The sequence below is a fragment of the Bacteriovorax sp. HI3 genome (assembly GCF_059738875.1).
Map to the genome: position 1 here is coordinate 3,320,992 of NZ_AP026946.1, position 16,451 is coordinate 3,337,442.

The following is a 16,451-nucleotide window of genomic DNA, read 5'->3' on the forward strand; positions in this document are numbered from 1 at the left end:
TTCCTCTTAAGCGGCTACATCTGCCGTTCTTTCTTTTTTCATCAGCACGCGTTTTAAAAGCCTCTGGGTCTTGCCTTCGCATTTAAAATCGCCGCAATCAATTGCCTGAAGCACATTCTTATCAAGGCACTTTTTAAAGCCGTAAGAACTGTTTAAAGCTACCATTACAATTTCCAGGTCACTCATTTCGCGAGAGTTAATATTGCGAATTCCTGACCCGTCATATTTTTCAAATAGAACGCTCTTATTTAACATTTCATCTGTGGCGATTTCTCTGACCACTTTAAAATCTTCAGGAAGAAAACTTTCCTGGAATGATAAGTAGTCTAGTTTCTCTTTTAAGCTCATAACGTTTACGCTTTCCCCTAAATGCATCAAACTCTCCAGAGTTGAAGAGAATAGTCTAGAGAGGAAATCAGACTCGTAATAACCAAGAAGAAAAGCGCAGAAAGCATAAGAGCTTGCCACACTCAGGTGTCTTTTAAAGAGTTCGCTGTCTCTTTCCATGAAGGTCATCCCTTCTTCATTTGAAAACTTAGAGAAGAACTTCCACGCCAGCATATTAAGTTCAAACTGCTCTTTTTCTTTTTCAATAAATTCTACTCTTAAAAGCTCAATTAATTGCTCACGCCACTTAATCTTGTCTCTCATTAAAACTTCAGAAGAGTATTTTTCGTAGACGGCTTCAAATTCATGACGAACATGTGGATCAATTAAATTTTCAATTGTAAGCGTTTGCTCAGCGGCCTCGAGTTTTTTAATTAACTCGAAATTGATGACGTCACCTTTTTTAGAAACAAGTAAGTTTTGACCAGATTTTTTCTGCCAAAAAATATCTCCAGGTGCGAGCATTTCGTTTCTGATGAGTTTAAAGTTGAAGTTCATTTTTTCCTTAAATTTAGAGGGTTTTCCCTCTCAATCTTTTCGGAACAAAATGAAAATAATTGACATAATTTAGACAAAAAAAAGCCTCAGAATACCTGAGGCTTTAGACTGTAGTTCTATTGGATTAGACCTATTAAACTAAATGAACTTTTACTTACTAATCGGATTGTAACAACGGTACATATGCGTCCCAGAATGTTGAGTCACGCTTGGAAAAGTTTGACGACAAACATCCGTGGCATTCCAGCACCTTGGATTGAAATGACATCCTTGTGGTGGATTCATCGGGCTTGGGATGTCTCCTTCAAGGATAATACGATCTGGTCTCTTATCCGTACTAGGATGAGGAATGGCCGAGAATAATGCTTTAGTATAAGGGTGCTTTGCATCCCCATATAGTTCGCTAGACTCAGCAACTTCTACCATGTTTCCTAAATACATTACCGCTACACGGTTCGAAATATACTCAACAACCTTAAGGTCGTGAGCGATGAAAAGGTATGTTAGACCTAGTTCTTTTTGAAGATCCATTAGCAGGTTTACAACCTGAGCTTGTACCGAAACGTCTAGAGCAGAAACAGGTTCATCACATACGATGAATTCTGGTTCAACAGCAAGTGCGCGAGCGATACAGATACGCTGTCTTTGTCCACCAGAGAATTCGTGTGGGTACTTATTAAGAGCGTCTGCTGGAAGTTGAACTTGAGCAAGTAGTTGAAGAAGACGAGCTTTTCTTGCAGCTTTATCAGTGTGTAGCTCATGGATATCCATTGGCTCAGCAAGAATATCACCAATTGTCATACGCGGATTTAATGAAGCGTATGGGTCCTGGAAAATGATTTGCATTTTTCTTCTGATCGCTCTCATTTCAGCTGGAGATGCTTTCTCGATGTTCTTTCCATCGAAAATGATTTCACCTGAAGTTGGCTCAATCAATCTTAGAATTGATCTTCCCAGAGTTGTCTTTCCACATCCAGACTCCCCTACAAGACCAAGAGTTTCACCTTTTTTAATTTTAAAGCTGATGTCATTAACCGCTCTCACGGCCCCAACTTCACGCCCTAAAAGCCCACCCTTGATTGGGAAAACTTTCGTTAAGTTTTTTACTTCTAATAAATATTCGCTCATAGACCTTTACCTTCAAATTGCTTTAGAGGGTTAAAACAAGCCGCTAAGTGACCTGCTTCCATGTCTCTTAGTGTTGGTTCACCTTGAGACCCACGACAGTGTTCAGTTACACTTGAACAACGGTCCTGGAAATTACATCCTGCTGGTAGATCAAACAGCGATGGAACCATTCCTTCGATTGTCTGAAGTCTTTCTTTTCTCTGGCTCTTAGTAGAGTCAAAAGAAGGAATCGAGTTCATCAACCCTCTCGTGTATGGATGTCTTGGGTGATTAAAAAGTGTTTTTACGTCGGCCGTCTCTACGATCTGACCACAGTACATAACCGCAACAGTGTCACATGTTTCAGCAACGACACCAAGATCGTGAGTGATCAGGATGATTCCCATTCCCAGTTCTTTTTGTAGTTTTTTCATTAGCTCAAGAATTTGAGCCTGGATTGTTACGTCCAGAGCAGTTGTCGGCTCATCAGCGATAAGAACATCTGGCTCACATGAAAGCGCGATAGCAATCATTACCCTTTGTCTCATCCCACCTGAAAGTTGGTGAGGGTATTCTTTAACTCTCTTTTCAGGAGAAGGAATTCCTACCAGGCGTAGCATATCGACAGCTTTTGCTTCTCTTTCTTTTTTAGATAATTGAGGTTGGTGAAGTTCAATAACTTCTTCAATTTGATTTCCGATAGTGAATACCGGGTTAAGTGAAGTCATTGGCTCCTGGAAAATCATCGCGATTTTGTTACCGCGGATTTTTCTCATTTCAGCAGCGTCCATGTTAACTAAACTCTTTCCTTTAAAAAGAATTTGTCCACTTGCTACGCGCCCTGGAGGATTTGGGATAAGTCCCATGATCGCTAGAGCAGAAACAGATTTACCTGATCCAGACTCTCCTACAATCCCTACAGTTTTCCCTTTGAAAACGTCAAAGTTTACACCATTAACCGCTTTAATCGTTCCACGGTCAGTCTTAAACTCAACGACCAGATCTTTTACTTCTAAGACTTTTTCAGTCATTTTATTTCCCTTTCAATTTTGGATCGAGAGCATCGCGAAGAGCGTCTCCAAGAATGTTAAAAGCAAGAACGATAAAGAACATTGCCAGAGTCGCAGCACCTAACTGCCACCACACTCCACGAGCAAGCTCCAGTTTCGAGTCATCAATCATTGTTCCCCAGCTCGGACGTCCTTGAACTCCAAGACCCAGGTAAGAAAGAATAACTTCAGACTTAATCGCTGCTTCGAAAGTCAGCGAGAAGTTGATGATAAGAACGTGAGTGATGTTCGGTAAAATATGCTTGAAAATTTTTCTTGTGTGACCAGCACCTAAAGCGTTTGCCGCTTGAGAGTACTCGCGGTCTTTATGCTTCATAACCTCACCACGGACGATACGGCACAGACCTACCCAACTCGTAACCCCGAGAGAGATAAATACTGTAGAGGTTCCTTTCCCCATGATGAAAGCGATCGCAACCAGAAGCATGATGAATGGGATTGATGAGAATGTTGTGTAAAACCAAACGATGATTTCATCAACGATCCCACCGAAATAACCAGCAAGAGCTCCAAGAGTTGTTCCGATGAATAAAGCGATGAAAGAAGTCGCTAAACCGATGGCAACGGCCGTTTCCGCCCCCTTAACCATCTTTAAGAAAACGCTTCTTCCGAAAATATCTGTTCCGAAAATGTATTCTGCACTTGGTGGTGCGTATGAAGGACCTACTTCAACTCCCCAGTTGCTGGCGATAACGCCAAGGAAAGTTAAAAGAGCGATCAAAAAGTAAAACCCAACAATGATCAAAGAAACAAGCGCAAGCTTGTCTTTAACGATTGTAGAGAAAGCATGCTGCCACAGAGACTTTGATGCTTTATTTTTCGTAGCCGGAACTTCTAGTGCAATAGTTTTAGTATCTGTCGTCATTCTTCTCGTCCTATTTCAATCTCATACGCGGGTCAACCACAGTGTATAGAACGTCTGTGATAACACCGAAAATGATAAACCCTACCGCACTTAAAATCGTCATAGCTTTAATGACCGGGAAATCACTCGTATTGATTGCTTTAATTGTAATCCCGCCTAATCCTGGAATACTGAAGAAAGCTTCAGCAAGTAAGAGCCCTAGGATAAGGAAAGGAATCTGGATAATTACATAAGTTAGAATCGGGATCATCGCGTTCTTTAGTACGTGCTTGAACATGATGCTTAGTTCGCCCACACCTTTAGCGCGCGCTGTACGAACATAGTCCTGATAAACTTCGTCCAGGATTACTGAACGGTAGAATCTTGTGTCTGGTCCCCAGCTGATTGCAATGTAAAGAAGAACTGGAAGGATTGTATAAGGAATGAAGTTTGGAAATCCTGCTTCGTACCCTGAGATTTCAAACCATCCAAGTGTGTAAGCGAAATACCACTGACCAAAAAGGATGTACGCTAAACTTGGAATACTCATCATCGCGATAGAAAGGATAAGAACTGTCTTATCCAGCAATTTACCGCGGTAGAAAGAAACAAGTAGCGCTGTTGAAATAGAGACGATGTTAACGATGATAAATAGTGGAACAGTGATCGATAAAGATGGCCCTGCTCCGGCCTTAATCATTTCCCAAATCTGCTGCTTAGATGACCATGAATAACCAAAGTCAAATGTGAAAGCTGATCTTACGATTGAAAGGTACTGCTCCCAAAAAGGGCGGTCCATTCCAAGCTCGTGGTGAAGTTGGGCGATTTGCTCGTGAGTCGCGTGTTTTCCTAAAAGGATGAACGCTGGATCTGGAGCAACAACGTTAAAGATAACAAAGATAATTAAGCAGACTCCCAGTAGTACTGGGACGACATAGAGGAGCCTGCGTAGAATGTAAGAGTACAAATTCATTTCTTATAAACCTATTTGAGATTAAAACTTTTTAGCCATCTCTTCTTTTTTAGCCGTATCAAGGTTCAGGTACTGAACGTTGTCGTGGTGAAGATCAGATGCACGGTAGTTTCTTAACCATGATTGTTGAAGAGTGTACGCCTGACGGTGAACACCGAATAAGCTTACTGCTTCTTCAGCAATGTACTTGTTTAGTTTTACGTATAGAGCAGTTCTCGCTGGAGAATCTTGCATCATAACAGCTTGCTCGAATTCCTTGTTGAACTTTGGATCGTTGTAGTTCGAGCTGTTAGCACCTGGTGCTGAGTTTGGTCCGTAGAAAAGTTGTAGGAAGTTTTCAGCATCTGGGTAATCTGCTCCCCATGCGATACCGAACATTTGTCCTGATCTCTTCTTAAGCTTAGCTTGGAATTCTGGCCATGGAGAAGCAGAGATCTTGATTTTGATTCCGATTTGCTCCATTTGCTTTTGGAAGTATTCACCCATCTGACGAGATGTTGTCGAATCTGGGATGTCGTAAACGATTTCTGGAAGACCTTTCCCTTCTGGGTATCCTGCTGCTGCAAGAGTCTTCTTAGCTAGTTCAATGTTTGGTCCTTTCCACTGGTTTTTGTAAGCTGGATCGTTACCAGCAATTCCAGGAGGAACGATAGATTGAGCTGGGAAAGCTGTGTTGTTGTAGAATAGTTCGTTAGCCTTTGCTTCATCGTAAGCAAGGTACATAGCTCTTCTTAGGTTCGTGTTGTGGAAAAGTTTGTTGTCGTAGTTAAAGCTTGTGTAAGTAACGTCAAGCTGTGGAGAGATCGTAAGAACGATTCCTTTATCAGCAAGCTCACCTGAGATCTTGTTGTCTTTAACTGCAGTTGCAAAGTTATCTTTTGGAACACCAAAGTAATCGATTTCACCTTTGTTGAACTTTAACCATGCTGGTTGAGATTCAACCATTACGTGCACGATAACTTTATCAACAAGTGGAAGTTTCTTTCCAGCATCCCCTAGAAGGTTTTGGTATTCTGGAGAAGCATCACTTGGGTAGAACTTTTCTCTGAAAGTTGGGTTCTTTGTGTAAACGATACGTTTACCTTGGTCGAACTTTGGAAGAACGTATGGTCCAGTTCCAACCGGGTGGTTGATGAACTCTTTTCCGTACTTCGCTACAACTTCTTTAGAAACTACTGAAGTGAATCCCATTGCTAGAGAGTATAGGAATTGCGGGAATGGCTTCGCTAGTTTGAATTGAAGTGTATATTTATCAAGGGCCTTTAGACCTTCAACTTCTTCATCGTAGTTAGTCGCTGGAAGATTAGCGTTTTTATCGCGCCACTCGTTTAGACCTTTAAGTTTTCCATCAAGGATCCACCATCCGCTCGCCTGGTTTTTTGAATCAGCAAGACGCTTGATTGAGTAAACGAAGTCAGATGCTTCTACTTCTCTACCTTTTCCATTAGGGAAAGCAGCGTCGTCTTGGAATAGAACACCTTTTCTAATTTTGAAAGTGTAAGTGATACCATCTTTAGAAACTTCCGGCATTGCTTCAGCAAGGTTAGGAATTAGCTCATACGGCATTTTTAGGTAATGATATGCTAGTAAGCCTTCATAGATTTTTGCGATCTCTCTACCAGAGTAAAGATCGTCCGACATAATCGGATCGTAACCTTTAATTTCAGCAGGGCTCACGATGTTAAGAACGCGTTCACTCGCGTCTTGTTTTTTTGCACAGCCAGTTAATACAGTCGCTGCAGCAACAGACAGGGCCAATAAGATGTTTCGCATTTTCATTTAAAAATCCTCGATTAACAAAATAAAATGGTCGGACTTTTATTTATATCTATGATTCTCTGCATTTGTCATTTTTTTTGGGATTTTTTTTTAATGCGTCACAATACTTACATGTCGCATTCTTTAGGGACTAAAAACAGTGTCAAAATGGGATCATTTGAGAGGTCTTTTACGAAGATTTTAAAGACGACTCTCTCATAGAATTTTTGGTTAGGAACCGAGTTATCAACAACAAATCTATATGAAGGTGTAGTGCGCTCCATAATGAAATGGTTGTCAGAAAAGCTGGCCGAAAAATGTTTAGGATAAACCTTCGCCGCTTTGAAGCGCATGAAATCAGAAGCAAAAACAAAGAACTCTTCAATGCTCTTAGCTATTCTTGCCTTGTCAGTTCTCTCGCCTAGTTGATCTTTTAAAAGCTCAGTAATCTCAGAATTTTTAATCGTACGGTTTACGAACTCTGGATCAAGAGATAACGCAAGCTCTCTCTCGCCGATAACAGGAAAATCTAACACTAAATCGAACCTGTTTTCTTTTCGTGAAATCTGAGATTCGTAAGAAAAAATATGTTTAGTAGATAAAAGCTCGATGCGGCCGTTTCCACTTCCCTCTACACAAATCTTTTGGAATTCGGTTTGAAAATTGGCCGCTGATTTTGGAGTTTCTGTCGCACAAGAAGCTAGAAGAAATAATAAACAGCCAAGCCCTAAGGAATAGAGGCCGGTAATCTGCTTTTTTCCACATCTTCTAAAAGTCTTAATACGTCTTCTCTCTCTGCTTTTGCCTGAGCACTCTTTAGCGCCTCAGTCAGATACATTTTTGCTTTATCATAATTGTGCAGACGCTGATAAATCATTCCGAGGTGCTTCGTGATCGTGGGATCACCTTTGACTAACTCGATGGCCTTTCTCGCTTCTGCTAAAGCTTCGTGGTATTTGCCTGTCTGGTAAAAATACCATGCAAGTGAGTCTCTAATATACCCGTCATCCGGTCTTAATGAAACAGCTTTCGAAATATATTCGAAGGCCACATCCATTTTTTCATTTCTTTCTAGATATGAGTAACCTAAGAAGTTAAGCGCATGAGCATTGTTTGGATCTTTGTCTACAATCACCTGCACTAGTTTTCTAGCTTCATTATACTGTCCGTCTTTTTCCATAATCGAAGCCAGGTAATAGCTATGGCTTTCTGTAAAATTCTTGTGCTCCTTTAAAGACGATAAAGTGGCAATTGCATTTTTGTATTGGAAAGTGTCTTCAAAGAAACTCGCCTGAAGCATTTTAAGCTCCATCGTCATTTCCGGATTCTCTTTTACTCTTCCATCAACGAATTGGTTAAAGGTCTTCATAGAATCAACTTTGCCTTGAACAAATTCTTCGCGCGCACGCACGCCCATAATCTGTCCAACTTGAAGTCCAGCGTCGCCAAACAGCGGACTACTTGCACCGATGCGCTTAAAATACATTATCGCTTCTGCCGGCTGGTTTGTTTGCTGATGAAGGGCCCCAAGATAGTAAAGAACTTTATCCGACTCAGGCACAACTTCTAAAACATCTTTAAAAAGTTTAGCCGCTTCATCATAGCGTTCCATATCTGAGTACAATAATCCCAGACGAACCTTTAAGTTCAAATCCGTATTATCTAAAGAAACTAATGTCTCAGCATAAGGCAGAACCTCTGCTGTTTTTTCCATTGAGAACATCACCGTCACCATGCGCGAGAGCACCTGGGTGTTGCCGGCGTTTTCTTCATTATCTACAAACTTCTTATAAACTTTAAGCGCTTTAGCAAACTGCTCTTTTTCTTCATAAAGAGCGCCAATCGCCATTGCCGCTTGCGAGTATGTAGGATCAATTTTTAATGATTTTTCAAAGTGTGCTTGAGCAACGGCTTTGTTTCCTCTGTCGTACTCCATTCTTCCGCGGAAAAATGAAAAGACAGGACTATCAGGTGAGCGCTTTTCACAGCTGCTTAAAAGCGAGTGCGCTTCCTTAAACATTTTATCTGCCACATAAGATCGAGTAAGGTATAAACACGCTTCCTCTGAATTGGGATTAACCGCTAAAAGGCGCTGATAAACAGCACGGGCTTCTTTCGTTTTTTCCAATGAAGAATGAACACTTCCTAAAATAAGACCGACAGTTTCATCTTTAGAGTCTGTTTTTTTAAAAACAGTTTCCAGGATTTTTTCTGCTTCTTTTAAGTCTGGCTCTTTTGCTGAACGAATAAGCTCATAGGCCAATTTTCTTTTCACATAAAGATCATCGGGCTGCAGTTCACTGACTGCTCTAAAGATAATTCCCGCGGTTTGAAAATCTCCGCGAATCGAAGCATCGTTTCCTTTGATGAATAAATCAGTGGCCAGATACTCTGGAGCTTTTCCTCCCACTTTAAGAGCGCTTTCCACCATCTCTTTGAGATCGCCATTCTTAATTCCAAGTTCTGCAGTGGGATTAAATTTAATTTCTTTATACGCTTCGCCCTTAGGAGAATACGTCATCTGTGAACATGAAATGAATGTTAAAAGAATGGCCAAAAGTGAAAATCTTAAAGTGCGCATAGGCTGATATCCATCGCAGTCGAGGAAATAATCTCCCTCGAAACTTCATCGACTTCTGCCCCCATGAGCTTTAAATAAAACTAGGATTTAGAAGCAAAGCGGCCATTTTTTCGCATCACTCCTAATACTTGATTTAATTGCATTATTAAAAAAATTTAAAAAGAACAGCAAAAATTATTTGGGAAATGTTTGACAGCATCAAATCAATGTTGTTATTTCTTGGCTCGCTAAGCCTTAGGAGGGCACCATTTCGTTTGGAATGCACCCTAAGTACCCGATTTTCAAAAGAAAAAAAGGTAGTCTAAAGGTTTAGTGAAAAAAGTACTTAATATTGCGAAACCGAGATTCTGTGCTTTTTTTTTGTGATAGAAAGTTTACGGCATAAAGCCTTAAAACCAATATTCTGAGAACCAATTAAAAAGGTTCTCGATAAAATAGGGGAAATTAGTATGAGCGACGTAAGAATCATTAAGCGTTACCAAAACAGAAAACTTTATGACACTCACCAGAGCTGTTACGTGACTCTAGAAGAGATCGCACAAATCATTCGCGAAGGTAACGAAATCCAAGTTATCGACAACAAAACTAAGAATGACATCACTTACATCACTCAAATCCAACTTCTTTTTGATCAAGAGAAAAAATCAACTAGAGCTGGAGATGTTGAACTTCTTAAGCGTGTAATCCGCTCAGAAGAAGGAACATTCACAGGACACATCAAAGCTCTAGAAAAGAAGCTTGGTGGTGAAGTTTCTGAGTTCAAAGCACCTTTCATGAACAATGAAAACTCTGCTATTGAAACTACAACTACTTTAAACTAAAATTTAAGCATTAGTTCCCTCTTAAACTAAAGGTACTTAATGCTAAACAACATTTTAAAAATAGTTCTTATGACACCCGTCTTTATGGCGGGTGTTTTTGTTTCTCCAGCCCAGGCTCAGGAAAAACAAATCAAGCCAAATATCCATGTGCTCACCGGCGAAGAAAGCGCCAAAAAAGTTAACAACAACATTCCTTCTGCCAGTGACTCTCGCATCCCAGATGAGATTAATAAGCACTCTATTGGTATTGGTGTAGGTCAGACGTTTCTTCGCTCTGATTTCCACGATCACGGAACGGATAAGATCACTCCTGATCTTTATTACAACTACTCTGCCAGCTACTCTTTTGACTTTATGGCCAACCTACATTGGTCAAAGCACAAATACTTAAACCGCGACGTCACGATTAAAGGACTAGCGCTTTCAATTAAAGGGAAGGGTTTCCAATTTGATGCCTTCTCACCTTTCGTTCTTGGTGGATTTGGCTTTTATGAGCCGAGCGCGACAAGAAACATTAATGGCGTTTTAACCAAGACACGCGAACAACTAGTCTTCGGTATGAACCTTGGTGCCGGAGTTGAATTAAGACTTAATAGCCAGGCCACAGTAGGTGTTATCGCCCACTATCACGACCCATTTGATGTTAGACAAGAAAACGGTCCAGATCTGGAAGGCTCATATATGAAACTTCTGATCCTTGGAATGTACACTTTCAATTAATATGAAAGTTCCGCCTAAACGACTCTACATTTTGACAGGTAAAGGCGGCGTAGGAAAAACGTCTCTGGCCATGGCAATGACCAAGCATCTTGAGAGCACTGGTCATAACGTAAAATACAATTCATTTTATCAGGAACCGGAAAGAACGCTTTGGAAAAAGCTCGCACTTCCGGTTTTAGATATCGATCTCAATACTTCTGCTGAAATTTACATCGGAAGAAAACTCAATTCCAAAACCATTGCTTCATGGATTATGAAAACGCATTTTTTTAAATCGCTTTTTCAAATGATCCCGGGCCTTGGTCACATGATTCTCCTCGGGCATATCCTGGATGAATTGGATAAAAATCCCGACCTGGTCATCGTTCTCGACTCCCCGGCCTCAGGGCATGCACTCACGATGTTTGAGTCTTCGTCGAACTTTAAAAAGATTTTCAGAGCAGGACTCATCGTTAAAGACATTGAGAAAATGCACTCCTTTTTAAGCCGTCCAGGGCATTTAAAAACGCTGATTGTTTCATTGGCAACAGAACTCGCTATCAATGAAGCCCGCGACCTGCAAAACGAGCTGGCCAACAGCAATGGGCCTGATTTAAATGTCGAGCTGATGGTGAACGATTCTTACCTGAAATATTTAAAAGACAACCATATCGATGAAAAAGATCTTCCGGACTTTTTAAAAAACAAGATTGAACTGGAAAAAGAAATCATCGGAAATATTAAATCTCTTCCGCATATTGATGAGAGTGAACAAGTGGGTGTGATCGAAGAACTCGCTCCTCACATGGGGGCTTTTCTATGATCAATATCCCTCAGAAAAAAGTTGAACTCTTTTGCGGAACTGGCGGCGTGGGAAAAACGACTGTGGCCACGGCCAGGGCCTTGGCCTTAGCCGAAGAAGGGCGAAAAGTTCTTCTGATCACTATTGATCCCGCTAAAAGATTAAAACAAATTCTCAATCTTCCGGACACAGATGATGGTGTGATTAACACGATTACTCTTGATCTCTTCGGCCAGGATAAAAATAAGTCCTTCGATGCGATGTTAATGTCGCCGGGAGCGACACTCAAGCGCATTGCAGTTGAAAAAGGACTGGAAGCTGAGTTTGAATCGACCATCATCAAAACTCTCTCTCGCCCTTATGGCGGAATGAATGAGATTATGTCGATCATTGAAGTGCAGTATCAAATCAAAAAAAATGTCTACGATACTATTATCCTCGACACTCCTCCTGGAAAACACTTTATCGACTTCCTCGAGTCTTCTGAGAAGATTAAAAACTTCTTTGATAAATCCTTTTTGGAAATCTTTGAGTACCTCGGAAAAAGCATTCACGGTGGTTCGTCAAAAAGCCAGGGAATCTTCACTAAGATTATCTCCACAGGGGTAAACAAACTTTTAAGTTATCTGGAAGATGTGACGGGTGCCGAATTTGTTCGTGAATTCATTGACGCTGTCCTTGCCCTTTATAGAAGCCGCGACTCCTTCCTTCACGCGCTGGAATTCCAGGAAGAGTTAAAGAATGAGGCATTCTCCAACTGGTTTCTGGTCACTTCGGTTGAGCAGCAAAAAATCAATGAAGCACAGGGGCTAAAAGATCAGGCAGGACACTTTATTCACGATGACTTATTTCTAGTTATCAATAAGTGCCTAACGCCGTATTTGAACGCCTGGGAACCCGCAGGAAATGCTCCACTTTCAAAGCTAAAGTCAGGTATGGTGACTCGCGAGGCTAAGCTTGCTGAGTTTGCTAGTAAAAACTTCACAAACGTACTAAAATTCCATGAAATAAATAGTCCTTCTCCATTGGAGCACGTTAAGGGCCTGGCCTTACAATTTAAGGCCTGATATCACTGAAGGTTTCATGGCATTCAAAATCAACACTAAAGAAGAATTTGAAAATTTCATTTTCAATAACTACGACATCGTTAATCAATACCTGCACGATAAAAAGCAAGGTCTGCCCATCCCCTTTTATTCAAGCGTCGACGTAAGAGAGAGTAAAACAAAATACGCTCCCGTTGATCACAACATGTACCCTGCAGGATTTAATAATCTCTGCGCGGCCGACTTTGCAGACGCTGCCGTGATTGTGAAGAATACCATTTCTAAAATTGCACCTGAGGCAAAGATTGTGGGAATCATTCCAGAGTCTCACACCAAAAACCTTTTCTATCTTGATCACCTGACGAAGCTTGCTCAATTAGTAAGAGACTCTGGTTACGAGGTCATCTTCCTGACTTTTGATGAAGCGCCTTTTGAAGGAAGCAATTCTCTTTCTCTGGTTTCACAAAGTGGAACATCGCTGACAATAGAAAAGGCCAGATTAGAAAACGGTGAGATCTACGGTCTGACAAAAAAATGTGATTTCGTTATCTGCAATAACGATCAGTCTAATCCGCTTCCTGTTAACTGGAACGAAGTTAAGACTCTCATCAATCCAACTCCGAAGATCGGATGGTTTAGAAGACAAAAAAATACACACTTCAAATACTACAAACAAGTGGCGGATGAATTTTGTGCTCACTTTGGAATTGACCCGAATTTAATCCAGGCAAGATTTATCGGCGTTGACCATGTCGACTTCGAAGAAAAAAGTGGACTAGACACACTTGGTGCTGCAGTTGATGGGATCATTGCTGAACTTCCTCCGGGATCAAAAGTGTTCGTGAAAGCTTCTCAAGGGACATACGGAATGGGAATTTCAGTTGTGTCGTCTGGTGAAGAGATCATCAACATGAACCGCAAAACCCGCAACAAAATGGATGTGGGTAAAAACTCAATCAAGTTCACTTCCCTTCTGGTTCAAGAAGGTGTTGAGACGATCATTAAGTACGATGACAAACCAGCTGAGATCACCATCTACCTTATCAATTGCCAGTCAATTGGTGGGTTCATGAGAATCAACGGTGAAAAAGACAATATTGGAAACTTAAACAGCCGTGGGATGGTTTTTAGAAAACTTTGCATGAGTGAAGTTGTTAAAGAAGCTCAAGACCACACGATGAAAGAAGCTGTGTATTCGGTTATCGCAAGATTATCGACGCTAGCTTCGGCCCATGAGATCAAAGAAGTAATTTAAAGGGAGAATATATTATGATGACAGGAGCTAAGAAAAACATCTTAGATGCCATTGGATGGACACCGATTGTAAAACTTAACAAAGTAACAACAGGTGTGGAGTCAGAAATCTATGTAAAACTAGAGTTCATGAACCCAGGTGGATCAAGTAAAGACCGTATCGGTGGTTTTATCATGGACCGTGCGATCGCTGCCGGGAAACTAAAACCAGGTGGAACAATCATCGAAGGAACATCAGGAAACACTGGTGTAGGACTTGCGATGTGGGCCGCGGTTAACGGATACAAGTGTATCTTCGTTATGGCAGACAAGCAGTCTATTGAAAAAGTAAATAACCTGAAAGCTTTCGGAGCAAAAGTTGTTGTATGCCCTACAGATGTTGAGCCGGAAGATCCAAGATCATACTACTCAGTTTCAAAGCGCCTTGCTGAAACAATTCCAAACTCGTACTACGTAAACCAATACGACAACCTGTGGAACCGCGAAACTCACGTGGCAACAACAGGGCCTGAAATTTTTGAACAAACTAAAGGTGACTTCGATGTTTATATGGCCGGAGTTGGTACTGGTGGAACAATCACTGGTGTTTCAATGTACCTAAAAACGAAAATGCCAAATCTTAAAACAGTTGGTGTTGACGTTGAAGGATCAATCGTTGCTCAGTTCGCCCGCACAGGGGATCTAAGTGGCGCTCGCTCATACGTTATCGAAGGAATCGGAGAAGACTTCATTCCAGAAAACTACGATTTCAAAGTGATTGATGACTGGGTCGTTGTCGGCGATAAAGAATCATTCCTAATGACTCGCGCTCTTCTAAAACAAGAAGGGATCTACACTGGTGGATCTGGTGGTGCAGCTGTTGTTGGAGCAATCAAGTACGCCAAGACTCTAAAAGAGCCAAAAAAGATCCTGGTTGTTCTGCCAGATTCAGGAAACAGATACGCTTCAAAAATCTATAACGATGAGTGGATGATGAGCAAAGGATACATCGATTCTTCTTTCAACGTTATTATCGGGGATCTTCTAAAAGACCTTGGTAAAGACAAGAACGAAGTGATCTCAATCACTGACCATGCAACAATCGGTGACGCTGTAAAATTAATGGAACAAAAAAATGTTTCTCAGCTTCCGGTTATTCAGGGAGACATCATTAAAGGTGTCGTGAGTGAGACGAGTTTACTAAAGCCACTTTACACAGGTGAATTCAAGCTTACAGACAACGTAAGTCTTGCCTATAACAAAGGCTTTAGAGTTGTTGATATCAATGACCTTCTGGCAAACGTTCAAGACTCACTTTTAAAGAAAGAAGTGGTATTGATCACAGAAAATGGGAAGCTTAAAAACCTTCTGACAAACATTGATATCCTGAACTTTATTGCCAAAAGAGAAAACATTTAAGAGAGAAAGATATGACTAAAAAAGCTACACCTAAAAAAACAAAAGCAGCACTTCACGATGTTGCCACAAGAACAATCCATGTTGGCGGAGAGCCGGATAAAGAAACAGGCGCGATTATGCCTCCTATTTTCCAGACTTCGACATACGTTCAGGAGTCTCCAGGCGTTCACAAAGGATATGAGTACACTCGTTCTCACAACCCTACTCGTACGCGCCTTGAAGAGTGTCTTGCTTCTCTTGAGCAAGCAAAACACTGTTGTGTAACAGCTTCAGGACTTTCTGCCGAAATGCTGATGATGCACTTACTTCCTCCAGGATCAAACATTATCTGCGGTGACGATGTTTACGGTGGAACATACAGACTTTTTACGACTGTATTTAATCACACTCACAACTTCAGATTCGTTGATACAACTGACCTAAAGAAGCTTGAAAAAGAAATTAAAGACTTCAAACCAGCAATGATCTGGCTTGAAACTCCAACAAACCCGCTTCTAAAGATTACTGATATCCAGGCGGTATCTGCCATGGCAAAAAAGGCCAAGGCCCTAGTTGTTGTTGATAACACTTTCATGAGCCCAATCTTCCAGAACCCTCTGGTTCTTGGAGCTGACTTTGTACTTCACTCGATGACAAAATATATCAACGGACACAGCGATGTTGTTGGTGGATGTATTATGTTAAACGACGACCACTACAGAAAAGAACTTTTCCGTCTACAAAACTCAATCGGACCTTCTCAGTCTCCGTTTGATTCATGGCTAGTTCTTCGCGGAGTAAAAACTCTGGCGATCCGTATGGCCGCTCACGAGAAAAACGCGATGGCGGTTGCTCAATATCTTGAGAAACACCCAAAAGTTGAAAGAGTGGTTTACCCTGGTCTAAAGTCTCACCCTCAACACGCAATTGCTAAAAAGCAGATGCTTGGTTTTGGTGGAATGATTACTTTCTTCTTAAAAGGTGACATCAAAAAATCAAAAAAGTTCCTATCAACTGTTAAACTTTTTGCTCTTGCTGAGAGTTTAGGTGGAGTCGAGAGCTTAATTGAGCACCCGGCGATCATGACTCACGCTTCTGTTCCAAAGAAAGTCCGCGAGTCGATTGGTCTTTCGGATAACTTGATTAGATTGTCAGTGGGGATTGAACATGTTCAAGACTTAATTGATGACCTGGAGCAAGCATTTAAATCTGTTTAAAAAAGAAAGGCTCCTAC

15 protein-coding genes are annotated in these 16,451 nt (G+C 41.1%); 7 read left to right on the forward strand and 8 right to left on the reverse strand.

The genetic code is table 11. The features are described 5' to 3' along the window. Positions 1-6 precede the first annotated feature (6 nt). The 8 genes from AC6JA8_RS16470 to AC6JA8_RS16505 all read right to left on the reverse strand — a co-directional run bounded on the left by AC6JA8_RS16470 (position 7) and on the right by AC6JA8_RS16505 (position 9,218). Complete coding sequence (locus AC6JA8_RS16470; protein ID WP_497974774.1) at positions 7-885, reverse strand: hypothetical protein; 879 nt, start codon at positions 883-885, stop codon at positions 7-9. 150 nt (positions 886-1,035) lie between these two features. Next, positions 1,036-2,013, reverse strand: a complete 978-nt coding sequence (locus AC6JA8_RS16475; RefSeq protein ID WP_102244907.1) for an ABC transporter ATP-binding protein — start codon at positions 2,011-2,013, stop codon at positions 1,036-1,038. Continuing rightward, positions 2,010-3,023, reverse strand: coding sequence for an ABC transporter ATP-binding protein (locus tag AC6JA8_RS16480; protein ID WP_497974775.1), 1,014 nt, complete (start codon positions 3,021-3,023; stop codon positions 2,010-2,012). The genes AC6JA8_RS16475 and AC6JA8_RS16480 overlap by 4 nt, the downstream gene beginning before the upstream one ends. A gap of 1 nt (position 3,024) precedes the next feature. Next, the gene (locus AC6JA8_RS16485) at positions 3,025-3,927 is read right to left on the reverse strand and encodes an ABC transporter permease (RefSeq protein WP_102244909.1); all 903 of its coding nucleotides are present in this window, start codon (positions 3,925-3,927) and stop codon (positions 3,025-3,027) included. Between the two features lie 10 nt (positions 3,928-3,937). Further along, the gene (locus tag AC6JA8_RS16490) at positions 3,938-4,879 is read right to left on the reverse strand and encodes an ABC transporter permease (RefSeq protein WP_497974776.1); all 942 of its coding nucleotides are present in this window, start codon (positions 4,877-4,879) and stop codon (positions 3,938-3,940) included. A gap of 21 nt (positions 4,880-4,900) precedes the next feature. Further along, positions 4,901-6,658, reverse strand: coding sequence for an ABC transporter substrate-binding protein (locus tag AC6JA8_RS16495; protein WP_497974777.1), 1,758 nt, complete (start codon positions 6,656-6,658; stop codon positions 4,901-4,903). A 107-nt stretch (positions 6,659-6,765) separates the two neighbouring features. Beyond that, positions 6,766-7,173: a hypothetical protein gene (locus AC6JA8_RS16500; protein WP_497974778.1), complete on the reverse strand. Its 408-nt coding sequence runs from the start codon at positions 7,171-7,173 to the stop codon at positions 6,766-6,768. A 191-nt stretch (positions 7,174-7,364) separates the two neighbouring features. Continuing rightward, positions 7,365-9,218: a tetratricopeptide repeat protein gene (locus tag AC6JA8_RS16505; RefSeq protein ID WP_497974779.1), complete on the reverse strand. Its 1,854-nt coding sequence runs from the start codon at positions 9,216-9,218 to the stop codon at positions 7,365-7,367. Between the two features lie 449 nt (positions 9,219-9,667). Between AC6JA8_RS16505 and AC6JA8_RS16510 the strand changes: the two genes are divergently transcribed. Genes AC6JA8_RS16510 through AC6JA8_RS16540 form a run of 7 tightly spaced genes read left to right on the forward strand, consistent with a single transcriptional unit; the run spans position 9,668 to position 16,434 of the window. Beyond that, positions 9,668-10,039: a polyhydroxyalkanoate synthesis regulator DNA-binding domain-containing protein gene (locus AC6JA8_RS16510; protein WP_102244914.1), complete on the forward strand. Its 372-nt coding sequence runs from the start codon at positions 9,668-9,670 to the stop codon at positions 10,037-10,039. A 39-nt stretch (positions 10,040-10,078) separates the two neighbouring features. After that, a complete protein-coding gene (locus AC6JA8_RS16515; protein WP_497974780.1) occupies positions 10,079-10,759 on the forward strand; it encodes an outer membrane protein in 681 nt (226 codons plus the stop codon). 1 nt (position 10,760) lies between these two features. Beyond that, positions 10,761-11,561 (forward strand): ArsA-related P-loop ATPase, encoded by an 801-nt coding sequence (locus AC6JA8_RS16520; RefSeq protein ID WP_497974781.1) that lies wholly within the window; start codon positions 10,761-10,763, stop codon positions 11,559-11,561. Further along, positions 11,558-12,607, forward strand: coding sequence for an ArsA family ATPase (locus AC6JA8_RS16525; protein ID WP_497974782.1), 1,050 nt, complete (start codon positions 11,558-11,560; stop codon positions 12,605-12,607). The genes AC6JA8_RS16520 and AC6JA8_RS16525 overlap by 4 nt, the downstream gene beginning before the upstream one ends. Positions 12,608-12,623: 16 nt before the next feature. After that, positions 12,624-13,841, forward strand: a complete 1,218-nt coding sequence (gene gshA, locus AC6JA8_RS16530; protein ID WP_497974783.1) for a glutamate--cysteine ligase — start codon at positions 12,624-12,626, stop codon at positions 13,839-13,841. Positions 13,842-13,855: 14 nt separating this feature from the next. After that, positions 13,856-15,238: a pyridoxal-phosphate dependent enzyme gene (locus AC6JA8_RS16535; RefSeq protein WP_102244919.1), complete on the forward strand. Its 1,383-nt coding sequence runs from the start codon at positions 13,856-13,858 to the stop codon at positions 15,236-15,238. Positions 15,239-15,249: 11 nt separating this feature from the next. After that, positions 15,250-16,434, forward strand: coding sequence for a trans-sulfuration enzyme family protein (locus tag AC6JA8_RS16540; RefSeq protein ID WP_497974784.1), 1,185 nt, complete (start codon positions 15,250-15,252; stop codon positions 16,432-16,434). Positions 16,435-16,451 lie beyond the last annotated feature (17 nt).